At 71.9% G+C, this 21,388-nt stretch carries 18 protein-coding genes; 3 read left to right on the top strand and 15 right to left on the bottom strand.

The window, feature by feature from the left end:
* The first annotated feature begins 26 nt into the window (after positions 1-26).
* From zwf to pgl, 3 genes are read left to right on the top strand one after another with little or no spacing between them, the layout of a single operon-like run.
* Positions 27-1,568: a glucose-6-phosphate dehydrogenase gene (gene zwf / locus ABD254_RS16565; RefSeq protein WP_344249708.1), complete on the top strand. Its 1,542-nt coding sequence runs from the start codon at positions 27-29 to the stop codon at positions 1,566-1,568.
* A gap of 49 nt (positions 1,569-1,617) precedes the next feature.
* Complete coding sequence (locus ABD254_RS16560; RefSeq protein WP_344249707.1) at positions 1,618-2,553, top strand: glucose-6-phosphate dehydrogenase assembly protein OpcA; 936 nt, start codon at positions 1,618-1,620, stop codon at positions 2,551-2,553.
* On the top strand, positions 2,550-3,389 hold the full coding sequence (gene pgl / locus ABD254_RS16555; protein WP_344249706.1) for a 6-phosphogluconolactonase: 840 nt from the start codon (positions 2,550-2,552) through the stop codon (positions 3,387-3,389). Before ABD254_RS16560 ends, pgl begins: the two co-directional genes overlap by 4 nt.
* Before the next feature lie 108 nt (positions 3,390-3,497).
* Here the strand turns inward: pgl and ABD254_RS16550 are convergent, their stop codons facing one another.
* The 15 genes from ABD254_RS16550 to uvrA all read right to left on the bottom strand — a co-directional run bounded on the left by ABD254_RS16550 (position 3,498) and on the right by uvrA (position 21,283).
* Positions 3,498-4,394 (bottom strand): phenylalanine 4-monooxygenase, encoded by an 897-nt coding sequence (locus ABD254_RS16550; protein WP_344249705.1) that lies wholly within the window; start codon positions 4,392-4,394, stop codon positions 3,498-3,500.
* A 42-nt stretch (positions 4,395-4,436) separates the two neighbouring features.
* Positions 4,437-4,802 carry an RNA polymerase-binding protein RbpA gene (locus ABD254_RS16545; RefSeq protein ID WP_344249704.1) on the bottom strand — a complete coding sequence of 122 codons (366 nt, stop codon included), beginning with the start codon at positions 4,800-4,802 and terminating at the stop codon, positions 4,437-4,439.
* Positions 4,803-4,941: 139 nt separating this feature from the next.
* Positions 4,942-5,184 carry a preprotein translocase subunit SecG gene (gene secG, locus ABD254_RS16540; protein ID WP_344249703.1) on the bottom strand — a complete coding sequence of 81 codons (243 nt, stop codon included), beginning with the start codon at positions 5,182-5,184 and terminating at the stop codon, positions 4,942-4,944.
* Between the two features lie 209 nt (positions 5,185-5,393).
* Entirely contained in the window at positions 5,394-6,161 is a 768-nt protein-coding gene (gene tpiA, locus ABD254_RS16535; protein WP_344250079.1) for a triose-phosphate isomerase, read from the bottom strand.
* Between the two features lie 160 nt (positions 6,162-6,321).
* Positions 6,322-7,521 carry a phosphoglycerate kinase gene (locus ABD254_RS16530; RefSeq protein WP_344249701.1) on the bottom strand — a complete coding sequence of 400 codons (1,200 nt, stop codon included), beginning with the start codon at positions 7,519-7,521 and terminating at the stop codon, positions 6,322-6,324.
* Between the two features lie 116 nt (positions 7,522-7,637).
* Positions 7,638-8,642 carry a type I glyceraldehyde-3-phosphate dehydrogenase gene (gap, locus tag ABD254_RS16525; protein WP_344249700.1) on the bottom strand — a complete coding sequence of 335 codons (1,005 nt, stop codon included), beginning with the start codon at positions 8,640-8,642 and terminating at the stop codon, positions 7,638-7,640.
* Between the two features lie 255 nt (positions 8,643-8,897).
* The gene (gene whiA / locus ABD254_RS16520) at positions 8,898-9,878 is read right to left on the bottom strand and encodes a DNA-binding protein WhiA (RefSeq protein WP_344249699.1); all 981 of its coding nucleotides are present in this window, start codon (positions 9,876-9,878) and stop codon (positions 8,898-8,900) included.
* 41 nt (positions 9,879-9,919) lie between these two features.
* Positions 9,920-10,885 carry a gluconeogenesis factor YvcK family protein gene (locus ABD254_RS16515; protein ID WP_344249698.1) on the bottom strand — a complete coding sequence of 322 codons (966 nt, stop codon included), beginning with the start codon at positions 10,883-10,885 and terminating at the stop codon, positions 9,920-9,922.
* On the bottom strand, positions 10,885-11,820 hold the full coding sequence (gene rapZ / locus ABD254_RS16510; protein WP_344249697.1) for an RNase adapter RapZ: 936 nt from the start codon (positions 11,818-11,820) through the stop codon (positions 10,885-10,887). Before rapZ ends, ABD254_RS16515 begins: the two co-directional genes overlap by 1 nt.
* Entirely contained in the window at positions 11,817-13,952 is a 2,136-nt protein-coding gene (gene uvrC / locus ABD254_RS16505) for an excinuclease ABC subunit UvrC (RefSeq protein ID WP_344249696.1), read from the bottom strand. Before uvrC ends, rapZ begins: the two co-directional genes overlap by 4 nt.
* 97 nt (positions 13,953-14,049) lie before the next feature.
* Positions 14,050-14,949, bottom strand: a complete 900-nt coding sequence (locus tag ABD254_RS16500) for a carbohydrate ABC transporter permease (protein WP_344249695.1) — start codon at positions 14,947-14,949, stop codon at positions 14,050-14,052.
* A complete protein-coding gene (locus ABD254_RS16495) occupies positions 14,946-15,974 on the bottom strand; it encodes a carbohydrate ABC transporter permease (RefSeq protein WP_344249694.1) in 1,029 nt (342 codons plus the stop codon). The genes ABD254_RS16500 and ABD254_RS16495 overlap by 4 nt, the downstream gene beginning before the upstream one ends.
* A complete protein-coding gene (gene ngcE, locus ABD254_RS16490) occupies positions 15,971-17,416 on the bottom strand; it encodes an N-acetylglucosamine/diacetylchitobiose ABC transporter substrate-binding protein (protein ID WP_344249693.1) in 1,446 nt (481 codons plus the stop codon). The genes ABD254_RS16495 and ngcE overlap by 4 nt, the downstream gene beginning before the upstream one ends.
* Positions 17,417-17,774: 358 nt before the next feature.
* Positions 17,775-18,281, bottom strand: coding sequence for an OsmC family protein (locus ABD254_RS16485; protein WP_344249691.1), 507 nt, complete (start codon positions 18,279-18,281; stop codon positions 17,775-17,777).
* Between the two features lie 17 nt (positions 18,282-18,298).
* Positions 18,299-21,283 (bottom strand): excinuclease ABC subunit UvrA, encoded by a 2,985-nt coding sequence (gene uvrA, locus ABD254_RS16480; protein ID WP_344249690.1) that lies wholly within the window; start codon positions 21,281-21,283, stop codon positions 18,299-18,301.
* Positions 21,284-21,388 lie beyond the last annotated feature (105 nt).

Here is a 21,388-nt window from a genome sequence, read left to right as displayed (position 1 = left end):
CGACATCGCACGAGAGACGGGACACCGTGAGACCGGCCAAGATCACCGCTGAGCACAACCCGCTGCGCGACCCGCTGGACCTGCGCCTGCCCCGCATCGCCGGCCCCAGCGGCCTGGTGATCTTCGGGGTGACCGGCGACCTGTCGCGCAAGAAGCTCATGCCCGCCGTGTACGACCTCGCCAACCGAGGCCTGCTGCCCCCCGGGTTCGCGCTCACCGGCTTCGCCCGGCGCGACTGGGAGGACCAGGACTTCGCCCAGGTGGTGCACGACGCCGTCAAGGAGCACGCCCGCACGCCGTTCCGCGAGGCCACGTGGCGCCAGCTCGCGGAGGGCATCCGCTTCGTGCAGGGCTCGTTCGACGACCCCGAGGCCTTCGAGCGGCTGCGGCAGACCGTGGAGACGCTCGACGCCGAGCGCGGCACCGGGGGGAACCACGCCTTCTACCTGTCGGTGCCGCCGAGCGCCTTCCCGCTGGTGTGCAAGCAGCTCGCCGAGTCCGGGCTGTCCCGGTCGGAGGAGGACGCCTGGCGGCGCGTCGTCATCGAGAAGCCGTTCGGCCACGACCTGGCCAGCGCGCGCGAGCTCGACGCCGTCGTCTCCGAGGTGTTCCCGCCGGACTCCGTGTTCCGCATCGACCACTACCTGGGCAAGGAGACGGTCCAGAACCTCCTCGCCCTGCGGTTCGCGAACCAGATGTTCGAGCCGCTGTGGAACAACCACTACGTGGACCACGTGCAGATCACCATGGCCGAGGACATCGGGATCGGCGGCCGGGCGAGCTACTACGACGGCATCGGCGCGGCCCGCGACGTCATCCAGAACCACCTGCTCCAGCTCCTGGCGCTCGTCGCGATGGAGGAGCCCGTGGACTTCGGCGCGTCCGCGCTGCGCTCGGAGAAGATCAAGGCGCTGTCCTCGGTCCGCCTGCCCCGCGACCTGGGCCGCCACACGGCGCGCGGCCAGTACGCCGGCGCCTGGCAGGGTGGCGAGAAGGTCGTCGGGTTCCTCGAGGAGGAGGGCTTCAACCCCCACTCCACCACCGAGACGTTCGCCGCCGTGCGGCTCGACATCGACAACCGGCGCTGGGCCGGCGTCCCGTTCTACCTGCGCACCGGCAAGCGGCTCGGCCGCCGCGTCACGGAGGTCGCCGTCGTCTTCAAGAAGGCGCCGCACCTGCCGTTCGAGTCCTCGCTCACCTCCGACCTCGGCAGCAACGCGCTCGTCATCCGCGTCCAGCCCGACGAGGGCGTCACCCTGCGGTTCGGCGCCAAGGTCCCGGGCACGGCGATGGAGGTCCGCGACGTCACGATGGACTTCGGCTACGGGCACTCGTTCACGGAGTCCTCTCCCGAGGCGTACGAGCGGCTCATCCTGGACGTCCTGCTCGGCGACCCGCCGCTGTTCCCCACGCGCGAGGAGGTCGAGCTCTCGTGGCAGATCCTCGACCCGATCACGTCCTACTGGGCCGGCAAGGGCAAGCCCGAGCCCTACCCGGCCGGGACCTGGGGCCCGCCGTCGGCGGACGCGATGATGGCCCGCGACGGACGCTCGTGGCGTCGCCCGTGACCCCCTCGCCCGTGACCCCGCCGTCCGGCAGCCCGACAGGAGAGACCCGATGATCATCGACATGCCGGACACGACGACGAACGCGGTCGGCAAGCGCCTGGCCCACCTGCGCGACGAGGGCGGCGCGGTCGCCCTGGGGCGGGTGCTGACCCTGGTCGTCGTCGCCCAGGAGACGGACATCGAGGAGGCCGTCCGCACCGCGAACGAGGCGAGCCACGAGCACCCCTGCCGGGTGGTCGTCGTGGCAGCCCTCGGCGAGCACGACGGTCCGCCGCGGCTCGACGCGGAGATCCGGGTGGGCGGCGACGCCGGGGCCTCGGAGGTCGTCGTCCTGCGCGGCTCGGCGCCGATGGTGGCGCACACCGACACGCTCGTCATGCCGCTGCTGCTCCCCGACGCGCCGATCGTCGTGTGGTGGCCCTCCGGCGGGCCCGACGACCCGTCCGCCGACCCCCTGGGGAAGATGGCGCAGCGCCGGATCACCGACACCACCACGTCGCCGGAGCCGGTCGCGACGCTCCACACGCTGGCCACGACGTTCAAGCCCGGGGACACCGACCTCGCGTGGGCGCGGGTCACCCTGTGGCGCGGACTCATCGCCGCCGCCGTGGAGCAGCCCCCGTTCGAGCCGGTCACGGCGGTGCGGGTCGAGGGCCAGGACCAGCACACGTCGCTCGACCTCCTGGCCGCGTGGCTCGGGCAGCGCCTGCGCTGCCCCGCGGTCGTCGCCCGCACCGACGGCACGGACGCGATCACCCGGGTGGTGCTCGAGCGCAAGAGCGGGCCGATCGTGCTGGACCGACCGGACGCGCGCGTCGTGACCATCACCCAGCCGGGCAAGCCGGAGCGCCGCATGGCCCTGCCGATCCGCGCGCTCAACGAGGCGCTCATCGAGGAGCTGCGCCGGCTCGACCCCGACGAGCTCTACGGCGAGGTGCTCACCAAGGGCCTCGAGCGCATCACGACCGTGCGGGCCGACGCGTGAGCGCCGCCCCGGGTCCCGGCGCCGACCGGGCACCGCTCGTCGTCGTGCACCCGGACGCCGCCGTGCTCGCGCAGGCCGCCGCTGCCCGCCTGCTGACGCGGCTGCTCGACGCGCAGTCGCTGCGCGCCCCCGTGCACGCCGTGCTCACGGGCGGCACCGTCGGGATCCGCACGCTCGCCGAGGTCGCGGCCAGCCCGCTGCGCGACGCCGTGGACTGGACCGGGGTGCACCTGTGGTGGGGCGACGAGCGGTTCCTGCCCGACGGCGACCCCGACCGCAACGCGACGCAGGCACGCGAGGCGCTCGTCGACTCCCTGGTCGCCGACTCCGGGCTGCCCGCCGCCCACGTCCACGAGATGCCCGCGCGCGGCTCGATCACGGACGGCCGCACGATCACCACGCCCGAGGAGGCCGCCACCGCGTACGCCGCCGAGCTCGCGCGGCACGCCGGCCCGGACACCGACCACGGCCGGGCGGACGACGGCGGCGATGCCGCTTCCGCGCCGCTGCGCGTCCCGCGATTCGACGTGCTGCTGCTCGGCATGGGCCCGGACGGGCACGTGGCCTCCCTGTTCCCCGGGCACGCCGCCCTCGCGGCCGACGGCGCGACGGTGGGCGTGCACGGCTCGCCGAAGCCCCCGCCGGAGCGCGTGTCCCTGACCTTCGGCGCCATCGCACGGGCCCGCGAGGTGTGGGTCGTCGCCGCCGGCGCGGAGAAGGCCGAGCAGGCCGCCGCCGCGCTCGCCGACGGCCCCGTGACCGACGTCCCGGCCGCCGGCGCTCGCGGCACCGAGCACACCCTGTGGCTGCTCGACGCGGCGGCCGCGCAGGGCTGACGCCTCATCGTCGGTGGAGCCTGTCGAGACCACGCCAGGTCTCGACAGGCTCGACCAGCGGTCGGGCTCGCTCGACCAGCGGTCGGGCTCGCTCGACCAGCGTCGGGCTCAACGGGCGGCGGCGCGCCTGTCCGACAGGAGCCTGCCGGGGGTGTCGTCGTCGAACTCGGCGAAGAACTCCCCCACCCGCTCGGTGAGCTCGCTCATCCCGTCGCACGCGAAGAGCGTGGGCTGGTAGTGCGAGATGTCGTACTCGACCGTCCCCATCGAGTAGAAGTCGAGCGGGAGGACCGTCGCGCCTCGGAACTCCTCGATCTCGCCGTAGGAGGACAGGAGGCCGGCGCCGTAGCACCGCAGCTCGCCGTCCTCGTACATGACGCCGAACTCGATCGTGAACCAGAAGACGTCGGCGACGAACTGGAGGCCCTCGGGGGTCTCGCACCGTCTGGCTGCCTCGCCCGCGCGCCGCTTCACGTCCGCGATCGCCGGGTTCGCGAGCAGGTTCCCGTGCCCCACGACCTCGTGGATGATGTCGGGCTCGGGCGTGTACAGCGGCTGCGAGCCGTGTCGCAGGTACTGCGTGGAGTGGAAGACTCCGTCGGCGAGCGAGCCGTAGAACTGGTCCAGGGGCACCAGCCCGGCGGCCGGGTGCAGGCGGAAGCCGCTGAGCGGCTCGAGGCCGGCACTCACCTCGTCGAGCTGCGGGACGCGGTCCGTGGGCAGGCCGAGGGCTTCCTTGCCCTCGAGGAACCCGCGGATCGCGAGCCGCTCGTGCTTGGGCGCGAGCTCGGCGCACACGGTGCGCCAGATCTCGTTCTCGGCGTCGGTGTACTCGACCCGAGGCACCGGCTCTCCGGGGCTCCACCGCAGCGCAGGTCCGGCGATCACCTCCCGGCGCCGGCGGTAGTCGGCGTCCTTCGCGCCGGGATGGTCGTCGGCCAGGTGCACCGTGACGCCGTTCTCGTCCTCGGTGACGGGGGCGTAGAGCTGTCCTTCCTCGAACATGCCGCCAGACTACGCCCCGGCGCGACCGTCGGGGACCCGGCGTCAGCTCGCCCGGCGGAGACCTCCCCGGCGCGCCCGCAGCGTCGCGAGCGCCTCCTCGAGCAGGGCGGCCCCCTCGTCGTCCGAGCGCCGCTCCTTCACGTACGCGAGGTGCGTCTTGTACGGCTCGTTGCGCAACGGCTCGGGCGGGTTGGCGGCGTCGAGGCCGGCCGGGAACCCGCACCGCGGGCAGTCCCAGACCTCCGGCGGGTCGACGTCCTCGCTCAGCGCGAAGCTCGGGGCCGTCTCATGACCGTTCGCGCACCAGTAGGAGACCCGCACCCGGGGTGCGGCCTCGCCGCGCTCGGTCTCTCCCATCGGGCCCGCGCCAACGCGCGAGCCCCGGATCGCATGACCAGCAGTAGCCACGTCTTGTCGTCCTCACCTTCGACTCAGTGGACGTTCGTCCACGGACGATCTTCGTGTTCTTCACCGGCCGGCTCCCCCGAGACCGGCCGTCCTGCTGCCCCCTGCGCCCCGGTGCTCGGCACCCGGGCCCGGGTCGGTGTCAGCTGACCTTGGTGATCAGGCCGAGGAGCACGACGACGACGAACCACACGAGCGCGAAGCTCACCGTGATCCGGTTGAGGTTGCGCTCGGCGACGCCGGAGCTGCCGGCGGCGCTCGAGATGCCGCCGCCGAACATGTCGGACAGACCGCCACCCTTGCCCTTGTGCATGAGGATGAGCAGGATCAGGAAGGCGCTGGTGATGACCAGCAGGACCTGAAGGATGATCTGCAACGCGTCCACGATGTGCTTCCTCGGCTGTCGTCGTCGTCCTGTGCGGCCGCGCCCGGGGGCACGACCCGTGGCCCACCCCGCGGGAGGGCCCCGGAACCGGGGCGTCGCCCCGGCCGGGTCAAGAGTAAGTGACGAAAGCCTCCCGAGGCGAACATCGGTGTTTCCACCGGACGACGCTCTCGGGAGGCCCTCGTCAGGGTGCCGCGGCGGGTGTCGCGTCAGGAGACGTGCGACCGGAACCGCGCGATCTTGGCGAACTCGACCGGGTCGAGGCTGGCCCCGCCCACGAGCGCGCCGTCGACGTCCGGCTGCGCCATGATCTGCGCGACGTTGCCCGACTTCACCGAGCCGCCGTACAGGACGCGCACCCCTGCGGCGAGGTCGGCGTCGTACAGCTCCGCGAGCCGCCCGCGGATCGCGCCGCAGACCTCCTGCGCGTCCTCCGGCGTGGCGACCTCGCCGGTGCCGATCGCCCAGACCGGCTCGTACGCGACGACGACCTGGGCCGCCTTCTCCGCCGGGACCTCCGCCAGCGCGGCGTCCAGCTGCGCGAGCGTGTAGGAGACCTGGTCGCCGGCCTTGCGGACGTCCAGGCCCTCGCCGACGCACAGGATCGGCACCAGGGAGTGCTCGAAGGCCGCGCGGACCTTCGCGTTCACCAGCGCGTCGTCCTCGGCGTGGTACTCGCGGCGCTCGGAGTGCCCGACGGCGACGTACGTGCAGCCCAGGCGGGCCAGCATCGGCCCGGAGACCTCGCCGGTGTACGCGCCCGAGGCGTGCGTCGACAGGTCCTGGGCGCCGTAGCGCAGGTCGAGCTTGTCGGCGTCGACCAGCGTCTGCACCGACCGGAGGTCGGTGAAGGGCGGCAGCACCGCCACCTCGACGTCGTCGTAGTCGTGCTTCGCGTCCTTGAGCGTCCACGCGAGCTTCTGCACCGCGGCGATCGCCTCGGTGTGGTCCAGGTTCATCTTCCAGTTGCCCGCCATCAGGGGCGTGCGGTTCGTGGCCACGGGGGTACCTCGTTCTGTCGTCGTGCGGGAAGTGGGGGTGCCGGGGTCAGGACTCGAGCTCTCGGTCGGGCTGACCTGCTCTCCGCGTCGGGCGAGTGCATCGTTCGTCGGCCCTCACCCTCTGCTGCGCTTCGGTTCAGTCCTCGAGGACCGCGAGGCCCGGGAGCTCCTTGCCCTCCAGCAGCTCGAGGCTCGCGCCGCCGCCGGTCGAGATGTGGCTGAAGCCCGCCTCGTCGAAGCCGAGCGCGCGCACCGCCGCGGCGGAGTCGCCGCCGCCGACGATCGAGAACGCGCCGGCGGCCGTGGCGTCGACGATCCCCTGGGCGACCGCGCGGGTGCCGGCCGCGAACGCGTCGAACTCGAACACGCCCATGGGACCGTTCCAGGCGATGGTCTTCGCGTCGGCCAGCTTGCCGGCGAAAAGGGCGCCGGACTCGGGCCCGATGTCGAGGCCCATGGTGCCGTCGGGGATGGCGTCGGCGGGCACGGTGCGGTGCGGGGCGTCGGCGGCGAAGGAGTCGGCCGCGACGATGTCGGTCGGCAGGACGATCTCGACGCCGTTCTGCTCGGCCTGCGCCAGGTAGCCCTTGACCGCCTCGACCTGGTCCGCCTCGAGCAGCGACGAGCCCACGGAGTGGCCCTGCGCCGCGAGGAAGGTGAAGACCATGCCGCCACCGATGAGCAGGCGGTCGGCCTTGGTCAGCAGGTTCTCGATGACCCCGAGCTTGTCCGAGACCTTCGACCCGCCGAGCACCACGGCGTAGGGGCGCTCGGGGTCGGTCGTCGCGCGCGAGAGCGACTCGACCTCCTTGAGCACCAGGTCGCCCGCGGCGGCCGGGAGCAGAGCCGCGACGTCGTACACCGACGCCTGCTTGCGGTGGACGACGCCGAAGCCGTCCGACACGAACGCGTCGGCCAGCTCGGCGAGCTCGCGCGCGAGCTCCTCGCGCTCGGCGTCGGCCTTCGACGTCTCGCGCGCGTCGAAGCGCACGTTCTCCAGGAGGGCGACCTGGCCGTCCGCGAGGCCGTCGACCACCGAGCGCGCGGAGTCGCCGGTGACGTCCTCGGCGAGCGCGACGTCCTGCCCCAGCAGCTCGCCCAGGCGCGCGGCGACCGGCGCGAGCGAGTACTGCGGGTCCGGGGAGCCCTTCGGACGGCCGAGGTGCGCGGTCACCACGACGCGGGCGCCGGCGTCCGCGAGCCGGGAGAGAGTCGGCAGCGCGGCCCGGATGCGGCCGTCGTCGGTGATGGTGGTGCCGTCCAGCGGCACGTTGAAGTCGGAGCGGACGAGGACGCGCTTGCCGCGCAGGTCGCCGAGGGAGTCGATGGTCTTCATGGGCACACCTTGTCCAAGGTCGGAGGTTCGGTCACATGACGACGTCCGCGTGCGCTGCCGCACAGGCGGCGCGCACGCGGACGTCGTGGTTCACGCTGCGTCTTCGGCGGTGAGCGTCAGAGCTTCTCGCCGACGAAGACCGCCAGCGCGACGAGGGAGTTGGAGTAGCCCCACTCGTTGTCGTACCAGGAGACGACCTTGACCTGGTTGCCGATCACCTTGGTGAGCTTCGCGTCGTAGATGCTCTGGTGCGGGTTGGTGACGATGTCCGAGGAGACGATGTCGTCCTCGACGTACTCCAGCACGCCCTTGAGCGGGCCCTCGGCGGCGGCCTTGACCGCGGCGTTGACCTCCTCGACCGTGACCTCCTTCGGCGCCTCGAAGGTGAGGTCCGTGGCCGAGCCGGTGATGACGGGGACGCGCAGGGCGTAGCCGTCGAGCTTGCCCTTGAGCTCCGGGAGCACGAGCGCCACGGCCTTGGCCGCACCGGTCGTGGTCGGCACGATGTTCTGCGCGGCCGCGCGGGCGCGACGCAGGTCCTTGTGCGGGCCGTCCTGGAGGTTCTGGTCGCCGGTGTAGGCGTGGATCGTGGTCATGAGACCACGCTCGATGCCGATCGAGTCGTTGAGCGCCTTGGCCAGCGGGGCGAGGCAGTTCGTGGTGCACGACGCGTTCGAGATCACGTGGTGCGCCGCCGGGTCGTACTGCTCGTTGTTGACGCCCATGACGAACGTCGCGTCCTCGTTCTTCGCCGGGGCGGAGATGATGACCTTCTTGGCGCCGGCGTCGATGTGCGCCTTCGCCTTGGTCGCGTCGGTGAAGAAGCCCGTCGACTCGATGACGATGTCGGCGCCCAGCTCGCCCCAGGGGAGGTTCGCGGGGTCACGCTCGGCGAGCGCACGGATCTTGTGGCCGTCGACGATGATGTTCTCGTCGTCGAAGTCCACCGTCTTGCCGAGGCGACCGAGCACGGTGTCGTACTTGAGCAGGTGCGCCAGCGTCTTGTTGTCGGTCAGGTCGTTGACTCCCACGACCTCGATGTCCGCACCCGACTCCACGAGAGCCCGGTAGAAGTTCCGTCCGATCCGACCGAAGCCGTTGATCCCGACGCGGATGGTCACGATTGCCCTCCTCAGGGCGCGCCGGTTCAGGTCCGACGCACACGGTTGATGCCGACTTCCGCGCCCCTGGGGGCGCTGATGACCCACGCCGTGACCCGGGCGCCCGCGACGTCATGCCTCCGAGCGGTATGCCTGGGGTCACGCCGTCGTCACCTGACACAGGCGAGCCTATACCCAAGCCGTACCCGCCGCCGACGCTGTCGCGACGATGAGACGCATGGTCTTACCACACGTGGCCGGGCCCCACGCCCGGTGTCAGAGGTCGAGGAGGTCCGGCGACAGCCCCGCCTCCGTGTCCGGGATGCCCAGCTCGATGGCCTTCTTGTCCGCGGTCGACAGCAGCCGCCGGATCCGGCCCGCGACGGCGTCCTTCGACAGGGGCGGGTCGGCCAGCTGGCCGAGCTCCTCGAGCGACGCCTCCTTGTGCGCCAGGCGCAGATCGCCGGCCTGCCGCAGGTGCTCCGGCAGGTCCTCGCCCAGGATCTCGAAGGCGCGCTGCACGCGCGCCCCCGCCGCGACGGCCGCGCGGGCGGACCGGCGCAGGTTCGCGTCGTCGAAGTTCGCCAGCCGGTTCGCCGTGCCGCGCACCTCGCGGCGCGCCCGGCGCTCCTCCCACGCCACGCGCGTCGTCACGGCGCCCATGCGGCGCAGGACCTCGCTGATGGCCTCGCCGTCGCGCACGACGACGCGGTCCACGCCCCGCACCTCGCGCGACTTGCCCTGCACCCCGAGACGGCGCGCCGCGCCGACGAGCGCGAGGGCCGCCTCCGGGCCCGGGCAGGTGACCTCGAGCGCCATCGAGCGCCCCGGCTCCGTCAGCGAGCCGTGGGCCAGGAACGCGCCCCGCCACACGGCCTCCGCCTCCGCCACGCCCGCCGAGACGACCTCGGGGGCAAGACCGCGCACCGGACGGCCCCTGGAGTCGAGCAGGCCGGTCTGCCGGGCCAGCGACTCACCGTCGCGCACGACCCGCACGACGTAGCGGTTGTTCTTGCGCAGCCCGCCCGCCTGGACGACGATCAGCTCGCTCGTGTGCCCGTACAGGTCCGTGATCGCGTGCCGGAGCCGCGTCGCGGCCGCCTCGGTGTCCAGCTCCGCCTCGATCACGACCCGCCCGGAGATGATGTGCAGGCCGCCGGAGAACCGCAGCATCGCCGACACCTCGGCCTTGCGGCACGACGTCCGCGTCACCTTGATCCGCGCGAGCTCGTCCTTCACCTCTGCCGTCAGCGCCATGGCGTCATCCTGCCACGCGCGGCAAGCACCGTCGGCGCCGGTCAGACGTCCCCGTAGACGCCCTCGAACACGTCGCGGTACGCGGCCGCCAGGCGCAACGGGTCGTGCCGATCGCTGGCGTCCCCGCGCCGCACCTGACGCATGAGGAGGCGCGCGCCCATGCTGCCCGCGGCGGCGGCGAGCTCGGAGGTGTCCTCGACCGCCGACGGGTCGGCGAGCACCGCGTCGACCCGCAGGCCCGGCGCGTGCTTGTGCAGGGCCTCGAGATGGTCGGTCGCGCTCAGGCCGTGGGTCTCGCCCCGCTCGGCACCGAGGTTGAGCGTCACGCAGATCTTCGCGTCGGTGTCGTGCAGGGCCGCCGCGAGCTCGGGGACCAGCAGGTGCACGAGCACCGAGGAGTACCAGGACCCGGGGCCGAGCACGACCCAGTCCGCCGCGCGCACCGCCTCGACCGCCTCGGGGCACGCCGGGGGGTCCGCGGGCACCAGGCGCAGCTGCTCGATCCGCCCGTCCGTCACGGCCACGCGGCTCTGGCCCACGACGGTCTCCCCGGCCGCCCGTTCGCCCGGCGCCTCGCGCCGCACGTCCGCCTCCACGACGAGCGGCACAGACGCCATCGGCAGCACGCGCCCGCGCGCGCCGAGGAGCCTGCCCACCCAGTCGAGGCCCTGAACGGTGTCGCCCAGCAGCTCCCAGAGCGCGACGATCATGAGGTTGCCCATCGCGTGGTTGTCCAGGCTGCCCGCCGAGACGAACCGGTGCTGCAGCAGGTCGCTCCAGGTGCGGCCCCACTCCGAGTCGTCGCACAGGGCCGCGAGCGCCATCCGCAGGTCGCCGGGCGGCAGCACGTCGAGCTCCTTCCGCAGCCGCCCCGACGAGCCGCCGTCGTCGGCGACGGTGACGACGGCGGTGAGCTGGTCGGACATCAGCCGCAGGGCCGAGAGGCTCGCGTACAGGCCGTGTCCGCCGCCGAGGGCGACGACGGCTGGGGCGGCGTCCAGCGCCATCACTCCTTCCCGAGGTCGCGCGCGGTCACGGTGACCCGCTGGCCGGCGTCGCGCAGGCGCTGCGCGATCTCCCCCGCGATGGCCACCGACCGGTGCTTGCCGCCGGTGCACCCGACGGCGATCGTCACGTAGCGCTTCTCCTCGCTGAGGTACCCGGCGAGCACCGGCTCGAGCGCAGCGACGTAGCGGTCGACGAACTCGTGGGCGCCCGGCCGGGCGAGCACGTAGTCGCGCACGGGGGCGTCCTGGCCGGTGAGGTGCCGCAGCTCGGTGATCCAGTAGGGGTTCGCGAGGAACCGCACGTCGACGACGTGGTCCGCGTCCAGCGGCAGGCCGTACTTGAAGCCGAAGGCCACCACGTTGACCCGCAGCGCCTCGGGCGCACCCTCCGCGACCGCCGAGCGCACCTCGCGTGCGAGGTCGTGCACCGACAGCTCGGACGTGTCGATGACGACGTCGGCGCGCTCGGAGATCGACGCGAGGCGGCGACGCTCGTCGGCGATGCCGTCGAGGATGCGCCCCTCGCCCTGCAGCGGGTGCGGGCGGCGCACGCTCTCGTACCGGCGCACCAGGGTCTCGTCGCGCGCGTCGAGGAAGAGGATCCGGTAGCTCACACCGGCGTCGTTCAGGTGCTGCAGGACCTGGGTGAGCTCCGAGAAGTACTCGCGGCCGCGCACGTCGACCACCACGCCCAGCCGCTCGACCGAGGAGCCGGCGCGGGTCATCAGGTCGACGAGCGGGACGATCATCAGCGGGGGGAGGTTGTCCACGACGAACCAGTCGAGGTCCTCCAGCACGCCCGCGGCCCGGCTGCGCCCCGCCCCCGACATGCCGGTGATGATGAGCACCTCGGGCTCGGTGCGCTCGGGGGCGGGCGTGGCCGCCTCGATCGCGGGGATGCCCTGGGGGACGGTGGTGGGGGACGGCTCGGTCATGCGTCCAGCATGCCAGCGCGGGCGCCGTCCCGAGCCCCCGGCACGCTGGCGTCCGGCGCCCCGCCGCCCGGGTCGGCACCGGGCCCGGTGTCGCCGCCCGCGACGCCGCCGTCCGCACCGTCCCCGGCGCCGTCGGAGAGCGCGGCCAGGACTGCCTCGGCGGTGCGCCGTCCCATGCCGCGCACGCCGGCGATCTCCTCGAGGCTCGCCGCGCGCAGGCGCCCGACCGAGCCGAAGCGGTCGAGCAGCGCCTTGCGGCGTGCCGGCCCGAGGCCGGGCACGTCGTCGAGGACGGACGCCGTCATGCCCTTGCTGCGCCGGCGGCGGTGCTGGGTGATCGCGAAGCGGTGCGCCTCGTCCCGCACGCGCTGCAGCAGGTACAGCCCCTCCGAGGCGCGCTGCAGGATCACCGGGTAGTCGTCCCCCGGCACCCAGACCTCCTCCAGCCGCTTGGCGAGCCCGCACAGCGCCACGTCCGTGACCCCGAGCTCGTCGAGCGCCCGCTGCGCGGCCGCGACCTGCGGCGGCCCGCCGTCGACGACCACGAGGTTCGGCGGGTAGGCGAACCGCTTGCGCTCGCCGGGCTGCTCCGCCGGCACCTCGCCGGAGCGGGGCCGGCCCGCGTTCTCGTCGTCACGGTCGTCGAGCTCGACGTCGCCGGCCGCGAGGCGGTCTGCGAGGTAGCGCCGGAACCGCCGCGTGATCACCTCGTGCATCGCGGCCGTGTCGTCCCGCGCCCCGTCGCCGTCGGGGCCGCGCACGGAGAACGTGCGGTACTCGCTCTTGCGCGGCAGGCCGTCCTCGAAGACCACCATGGACGCCGACTGGTAGGTGCCCTGGGTGTGGGACACGTCGTAGCACTCGATCCGCAGCGGCGCGGAGTTGAGCGCCAGAGCCTCCTGGATCTCGTTCAGCGCCTGGCTCCGGGTGGTGAGGTCGCCGGCCCGGCGGGTGCGGTGCAGGACGAGCGCGTGCTCGGCGTTGGCCAGCACCGTGGCGGCCAGCTCCCGCTTGTCGCCCCGCTGCGGGACCCGCAGGTCGACCTTCGCGCCGCGCAGGCCGCCGAGCCAGGCAGCCATCTGCCCCGGGTCCGGCGGGAGCACCGGCACCAGGACCTCACGCGGCACTGCCTCGCGCGCCTCCTGCCGGGCCGCGGCACGCTCCTTCGGGTCGGCCGCGGCCGAGCGGGTGTCGTCGACTGCGCCGTACACCTGCTGCAAGAGGTGCTCGACGAGCTCCGCGTCCGTGACGTCCTCGACCTTCTCGACCACCCAGCCGCGCTGACCGCGGATGCGGCCGCCGCGCACGTGGAAGACCTGCACCGCCGCCTCGAGCTCGTCGCCCGCCAGCGCGAACACGTCCACGTCGGTCGCGTCCGGGAGCACGACGGCGTTCTTCTCCGTGGCGCGGCGCAGCGCCTGGATGTCGTCGCGCAGCCGCGCGGCCTGCTCGTACTCGAGGTTCTGGGCGGCCTCCTGCATGCGCCGGGTGAGGCGCCGCTCGAACCGGCCCGTGTCCCCCGCCATGAAGTCGCAGAAGTCCTGCGCGAGCTGCCGGTGGTCCTCGACGCCGATGCGCCCCACGCAGGGCGCCGAGCACTTGTCGATGTACCCGAGCAGGCACGGCCGGCCCGTCTGGTGCGCACGCTTGTAGACGCCCGCCGAGCAGGTGCGGACCGGGAACACCCGCAGCAGCAGGTCGAGCGTCTCGCGAATGGCCCACGCGTGCCCGTAGGGCCCGAAATAGCGGGTGCCCGGGCGCTTGGCGCCGCGCATGACCTGGGCACGCGGCACCTCCTCGGCCATCGTCACCGCGAGGTACGGGTACGACTTGTCGTCGCGGTACTTCACGTTGAAGCGCGGGTCGTACTCCTTGATCCAGGAGTACTCGAGCGCGAGTGCCTCGACCTCGGTGCCGACCACGGTCCACTCCACCGACGCCGCGGTGGTCACCATCGTCTGCGTGCGGTGGTGGAGGTGGGCGACGTCCTGGAAGTAGCTCGACAGGCGGGCCCGCAGGTTCTTGGCCTTGCCGACGTAGATCACGCGCCCGTGCACGTCCCGGAACCGGTAGACCCCGGGCGAGGTCGGGATCTCCCCCGGCTTCGGGCGGTACGTCGACGGGTCTGCCATGCACGCCAGCGTAGGTCAGGCCACCGACGACGCCGGCGCCCCGGGAGCGGTGAGTGGTCCGCAGCTCCCGGGGCGCCGGCGTCGCCAGTACGCGCCCCTACTTCATCGTGCCCGCCGTCACCGACCCCTGGAGCTGGCGCTGGAAGATCACGTAGGCGACCAGCACCGGGACGATCGTGATCACGACCGCCGCGAACATCGCGCCGAAGTCGACGGCGTAGCCCGCCGACGACACGAAGGCCGCGAGGCGCTGCGAGAGCACCCAGTTGTCCGAGTTCGGGTTCAGCGCGACCGGCAGGAGGAACTGGTTCCACAGGCCGAGGAAGTTGAAGATCGCCACCGACGCCATGCCGGGCTTCGCCATCGGGAGCATCACCTGGAAGAACGTGCGCCACAGCCCCGCTCCGTCGATCGCGGCCGCCTCGGCGATGTCGTCCGGTAACCCCCGGAAGAACGCGTAGAGGAAGAACACCGTGAACGGCAGCGCAAACGCGACGTACGTGACGATCAGCCCGGGCAGGGTGCCCAGGAGGCCGATGTTGTCCAGGACGAAGAACAGCGGCACGATCGCCAGGAACACCGGGAAGGTCAGACCGGCGAGCATCAGGTAGTAGATGGCGCGCCGGCCGGGGAACTCGAACCGCCCGAGGACGTAGGCGCACATCGCCCCGAGGAGCATGACCAGCACCAGTGACGTCCCGACCACGACGATCGTGTTGAAGAACGCCCGGCCGATCTCGGCGTCGGTCCATGCGCTGACGTAGTTGGTCCAGCTCCACTCGCTGGGCAGCGAGAACGGTGACGCGAAGATCTCGGTACTGGTCTTGAACGAGCCGATGAACACCCAGATCATCGGTGCGATCACGAGGACGCACCAGATCACGAGGACGGTGTGGGACACCCCGGCCACGGCGCGGTCGCCGCCGCCCCCCCGTTCCCGCCGGTCGCCCACCACGACCTTCGGCGGCGTGGTCGCGATTCCCGTCGCGGCGGTCATTGCCGGCCTCCTTCGTCCTTGCCGCCGCTGAGGCGGTTCACCGTGAACACGAGGGCCGCGAAGACCAGCGTGACGATCGCCATCGCGACGCCCATGGCACTGGCGTACCCGAACTTGCCCTCCGTGAACGCCGTCCGGAACAGCTGCTGCGACATCACGAGCGTGCTGTTGTCCGGGCCGCCCTGCGGGTTGAGCGCCTGCACGTAGACGAACAGGTCGAGGGCCGCGATCCCGATGTAGATGTAGGCGGTCTGCACGTTCTCCCGGATGAGGGGGAGGGTGATCGACCACGACATCCGGAACCGGCCGGCCCCGTCGATCCGGGCTGCCTCGTAGGTCTCGGCGGGCACGCCCTTGATCGCCGCGATGAACAGGAGCATGTAGAAGCCCACGAAGCCCCACACGACCACGAACATGGTCACCGGCATCGCGGTGCCGACGTTGCCCAGCCACGCGAACGACTCGAACCGGTCCAGCCCGATCGCTGTCAGGACGCCGTTGACCAGGCCGTTGCTCGGGTCGAGGATCAGGCGCCACATGATGCCGACGGCGATGCCCGGGATGACGTACGGGAAGAGCGAGACGACGCGGTAGAACCCCGAGGCACGCACCCCGCGGATCTGTCCCTTGCCCGAACCGCCGACCGTGATGAGGATCGCGAACACCAGGGCGATGGCGATGGTGATCAAGGGGATGAAGATCCCGAAGGTCACGCTGTTGCCGACGGCGTTGATGAACCGGGGATCCGTGAGGAGGGCGGCGAAGTTGTCCAGGCCGATCACGTTGAACTCGGCCGTGAAGCCGGACCAGTCCGTCAGCGCGTAGAAGGCCGCCTGGACGAACGGCCAGATGACGAAGATCAGGAAGAGCGCCAGCGGCACGCCGAGGAACACGACGAAGAAGCTGACGCTGTCGAACGACAGCCTGCCGACCCGCCGCTTGCGGGGCCCGTCACCAGGCCCCGCAAGCGCGCCGCCCTCGGCCGAGGGCAGCATCCGAGATCCACCGCCGGGGATGGCGGTCATGACACCTCGATCTTCTCGATGGTGTCGTCCTCGCGGATCCGGTCGGTGATCGCCTGGAGCTCTCCGGTGAGGTCCTCCACCGACTTCTTGCCGTCGAGGAACGAGTTCCAGATCGGCAGCTGCTCCTGGTTCATGCCGTAGGTGCTGACGAAGTTGAACGTGTAGATCTCGCCGGCGGCCGCGCTGAGCATGTCCGTCTGCGAGACCAGCGCCGTCGAGCCGAACCCGTCCGCGGGGACGATGTCCTTGACGATGGTCGGGGCGAGCTTCTCCTTCGAGAAGTTCGTCGCGGCGTCCTTCGAGAGCATCGCGCGCAGGAGCTCCTTGCCACCCGCCACGCTCGCGGCGTCCGACGGGACGATGAACGGCTCGCCCGCCGTCGAGTGGAGGGCCGTGGGCGACATGGACGCGCCCGACGTCACCGAGAAGCTCGGCACGCCCTTCATCTGGAAGTCGGCGGCCGTCTGGTCCTTCATCTCGTTCTCGATCCACGAGCCGGACGGGTAGAGCAGCGCCTCCATCTTGTTGCTCCACTGCGCCTGCGCGGCGGTGAACTGCGTCCCCGAACCGCCGGGCTTGAAGTACCCCAGGTCGACGATCTCCTTCATGATCTGGAAGGTCGCCTGCACGGCCTCGTGAGACCAGCAGTCCGCCTCGAGGTTCTCCAGCGTGAGGCGGACCTCGTCGCCGCCCTCCTTGATGGCCGACTCGATCGCGAGGGTCTGGTAGTACGTCGCCGCCTCCGTGCCCCACAGGAAGAGGTACTTGCCCGCCTTCTTGGCCTCGGCGCCGAGCGCCTTCGCCTCTTCCCAGGTGGTCGGCGGGGTCCAGCCGTTCTGGTCGAACAGGCTCCCGGAGTACCAGACGCCGTACACCGTGAGCACGTAGTTGACGGCGGCGAACTTGTCGCCGAACGTGCCCGGGGAGAGCACGCCCTCGTAGAGGGTGTCCCGGATCGTGGTGCCCTCGTAGTTGGGCGCGTCGATCACGTCGGTGAGGTCCTCGAGCTGGTCGAGGATCGTGTTGAAGCCCATCGACTGCGCCCCGGAGTTGTCCACCAGGTCCGGCGGGTTGCCGCCGACGAAGCGGGGCTGCAGCTCGGTGGCGATCTGCGTGGACGGGGAAACCTTGACCGAGGACCCTGCGTGGAGCCCGGCAAGGACCGTGCCCGCGAACTCGACGTAGTCGACGCCGTAGCCGCCGTCGAAGATCACCGCGTCGACGGCGGTGTTCTCCGCCATCCCGAACGGGTTGTTCGCGTCGGCCTCGCCGGTGGGCGCCGCGCTGGTCGGGTCTTCGTCGCTGCCGCCGCCGGTGGCGCAGGCGGCCAGGGGCAGCCCGAGCGGGACGGCGGCCGCCGTGTACATGACGGCGCGCAGGACGCTCCTGCGGCTGAGCGCGGAGGTCTGCTGGCTGGGTTCGGACGTGAACTTGTTGGTCATCGTCTTGATGCCCTTCGTGTGTCGTGGCGCTGCACTTCGCCCAATGGCCTGGCGCACCCCTACGTGCGCCAGGTGATCCCTCCCGCGACCTCCTCGTCGACCGGTACAGCCACGGCATCGGATCGGGTGACGTCAGCGTCCTCGTCCTCGAGAGCGCCGTCGTCCGATGCCGCATCGGTGCACGATGAAACTTCCTCCCATCCTGCGGAGGGTTGAGGGAAAAGTATTCACCTGGGGGCTCGCGCGTCAACACAACTCACCCGGCTGTGACCGAACCGCGACCCGACGTCACGACGAGACGAGCCCCGGCACGAGGCGTGACCGGGCATCGGGCCGGACGGACGCCCCCGGGCGCCCGTCAGCCCACCGGGTCCGACAGGTGCACGGGGGCGGGCTCCACCAGCACGGGGAAGTTCACCGACCGCGAGATGAAGCACAGCGCGTGCGCACGTCGGTGCAGCTCCCCGACGGTCTCGTCCGTGGCGGCGTCCCCCGGGTCCGCCGTCACCCGCGGGCGCAGCGTGACGTCGGTGAACTGCCCCTCCCCGCGCGACTCGACCCGCATCGTGCCCGTGGCGTCGTCCGTGTAGGCGCGGACCACCAGTCCGCGTTCGGAGGCCAGGTGCAGGAACCACAGCATGTGGCACTGCGAGAGGCTCGCGACGAAGAGCTCCTCCGGGTTGTAACGGGTCGGGTCGCCCCGGAACGCGGGGTCGGCGCTGCCCGGCAGCGGCGGCTTGCCCGGGAGCACGACGCGGTGGTCCCGGGGGTACGCCAGGTAGGACGTCGTCCCCGCCCGGCCGCCACCCACGACGTCCGGATCGGGCCACGAGACGGTGACGGCGTAATTGTGATGCGCACCCATGGCCACACGCTAGGACCTCAGGCTGCGCTGCGCTTGCCGGACCGCTTCGCGGTGCGGCCACCCGCGCCCTTCTCACCCGCCGCGCTCCGGGTGCGCGCACCGGACGGGGCCGACGTCGCGGCGGCCGCGGGGGCGCGTGTCGCCCCCGCCGGCACGGGCGGGTGCGCGGCGAGGATCTCCCCCAGGAAGCGGCCCGTGTGGCTCGCCTCCACGCCCGCGACGTCCTCGGGGGTCCCCTGCGCGACGACCGTGCCGCCGCCGGACCCGCCCTCGGGGCCCATGTCGACGATCCAGTCCGCGCTCTTGATGACGTCGAGGTTGTGCTCGATCACGAGCACCGTGTTGCCCTTCTCGACGAGCGATTGCAGCACGCCGAGCAGCCGCCGGATGTCCTCGAAGTGCAGGCCCGTGGTGGGCTCGTCGAGCACGTAGACGGTCCGGCCCGTCGAGCGCTTCTGCAGCTCGCTGGCGAGCTTCACGCGCTGCGCCTCGCCGCCCGAGAGGGTCGGCGCCGGCTGGCCCAGTCGCACGTACCCGAGCCCGACGTCGACCAGGGTGCTCAGGTATCGCGAGATCGCGGGGAACGCCGCGAAGAACCCCGCCGCCTCCTCGATCGGCATGTCGAGCACGTCGGCCACCGTCTTGCCCTTGAAGTGCACCTCGAGGGTCTCGCGGTTGTACCGCGCCCCGTGGCAGACCTCGCACGGGACGTAGACGTCCGGCAGGAAGTTCATCTCGATCTTCAGCGTGCCGTCGCCGGAGCAGGCCTCGCAGCGCCCGCCCTTGACGTTGAACGAGAAGCGCCCCGGCCCGTAGCCGCGGACCTTCGCCTCCTCCGTCTCCGCGAAGATCTTGCGGATGCGGTCCCAGACGCCGGTGTACGTGGCCGGGTTCGACCGCGGCGTACGGCCGATCGGGCCCTGATCGACGTGCACCACCTTGTCCAGCTCGTCGACCCCCGTCACCCGGGTGTGCCGGCCCGCGACCCGGCGTGCGCCGTTGAGCTCGTTGGCGAGCACGGTGTGCAGGATCGAGTTCACCAGGGTCGACTTGCCCGACCCCGAGACCCCGGTCACCGCCGTGAGCACGCCGAGCGGGAAGCTCACGTCGATGTCGCGCAGGTTGTTCTCCCGCGCGCCGACGACCGTCAGCTGGCGGCCCGGGTCCGTCCCCCGCCGCGACGCCGGCAGCGGGATGCTGCGCCGCCCCGACAGGTAGGCGCCGGTCATCGACCCGTCGGCCTCGAGCAGCCCGGCGTAGTCGCCCGAGTGCACGACGCGACCCCCGTGCTCGCCCGCGCCGGGCCCGACGTCGACGATCCAGTCGGCCGCGCGGATGGTGTCCTCGTCGTGCTCGACGACGATCAGGGTGTTGCCGAGGTCCCGCAGTCGGGTCAGCGTGTCGATGAGCCGCCGGTTGTCCCGCTGGTGCAGCCCGATCGACGGCTCGTCGAGCACGTAGAGCACCCCGACGAGACCCGACCCGATCTGGGTGGCGAGCCGGATCCGTTGCGCCTCGCCACCCGAGAGCGTCCCGGCGGGTCGCTCGAGCGACAGGTAGTGCAGGCCCACGTCGACGAGGAAGCCGAGCCGGGCGTGGATCTCCTTGAGGACCTCGGTGGCGATCGCGCGCTCGCGCTCCCCGAGCTCGAGTCCGTCGAGGAAGTGCTTCGCCTCGTCGATGGGGAGGCTGCACACGTCCCAGATCGACTTGCCGCCGACCGTCACGGCGAGCACCTCGGGCTTGAGCCGCGCGCCCGAGCAGACGGGGCACGGGACCTCCCGCATGTAGGCCTCGTACTTCTCCTTCGACCAGTCCGACTCGGTCTCGCGGTGCCGCCGCTCGAGGAACGTCACCGCCCCCTCGAACCCGGTCGAGTACTGGCGCTCGCGGCCCCACCGGTTCTTGTACTTCACGTGCACCTGGTGGTTGCGCCCGTACAGGACGGCCTCGCGGGCGCGCTTCGGCAGCGCTCGCCACGGCGCGTCCATCGAGAAGCTCATCTCCTCCGCCAGGGCGGCGAGCACCCGCTCGAAGTACTCCGAGGACGTCTGCGCCCACGGGACGATCGCGCCGTCGCGCAGCGACCTCTCCTCGTCCGGGACGACGAGCTCCGGGTCGACCTCGAGCCGGAACCCGATCCCGGTGCACTCCGGGCACGCGCCGTAGGGCGCGTTGAAGGAGAACGTGCGCGGCTCGATCTCGTCGAGCGCCAGGGGGTGGTCGTTGGGGCAGGCGCGCTTCTCGGAGAACTTCCGCACGCGCCCCAGGTCGTCGATGTCGGCGTCCACGAGCTCGACGAGGACGAGGCCACCGGCGAGCGAGAGCGCCGTCTCGACGGAGTCCGTGAGCCTGCGCTGGACACCGTCCCGCGAGACGAGGCGGTCGACGACCACCTCGATGTCGTGCTTGAGCTTCTTCTCCAGCGTGGGCGGGCTGGAGAGCTGGACGACCTCCCCGTCCACCCGGGCGCGGGCGAAGCCCTGGGTCTGCAGCTCGTTGAAGAGGTCCGCGTACTCGCCCTTGCGGCCGCGCACGACCGGCGCGAGCACCTGGTAGCGCGTGCCCTCCGGCAGCTCGAGCAGCTTGTCGACGATCTGCTGGGGCGTCTGCGAGCGCACGGGCTCCCCGCACTCGGGGCAGTGCTGCGTGCCCGCGCGTGCGAAGAGCAGGCGCAGGTAGTCGTAGACCTCCGTGATGGTGCCGACGGTCGACCGCGGGTTCCGGTTGGTCGACTTCTGATCGATCGACACGGCGGGCGACAGACCCTCGATGAAGTCGACGTCGGGCTTGTCCATCTGCCCGAGGAACTGGCGCGCGTAGGCGGACAGGGACTCGACGTAGCGTCGCTGCCCCTCGGCGAAGATCGTGTCGAATGCCAGGGAGGACTTCCCGGAGCCCGACAGTCCCGTGAACACGATGAGTCGGTCACGAGGGAGGTCGAGCTCCACGTTGCGCAGGTTGTGCTCGCGGGCGCCGGAGATGACGAGGCGGTTGCTCACCGGAGCATCCTACGACCGCCCACCGACATTCGTACAGGCGTTCGACGGGGCGCCGGCGCCCGCCCAGGTCACGACGCGGACCGCGGACGACCGTCGCGGCGAGGC

Source organism: Isoptericola hypogeus (assembly GCF_039531145.1).
Taxonomy (GTDB): domain Bacteria; phylum Actinomycetota; class Actinomycetes; order Actinomycetales; family Cellulomonadaceae; genus Isoptericola; species Isoptericola hypogeus.
The sequence above is the reverse complement of the archived record's forward strand: the minus strand, read 5'-3'. Positions and strand labels throughout refer to the sequence as shown.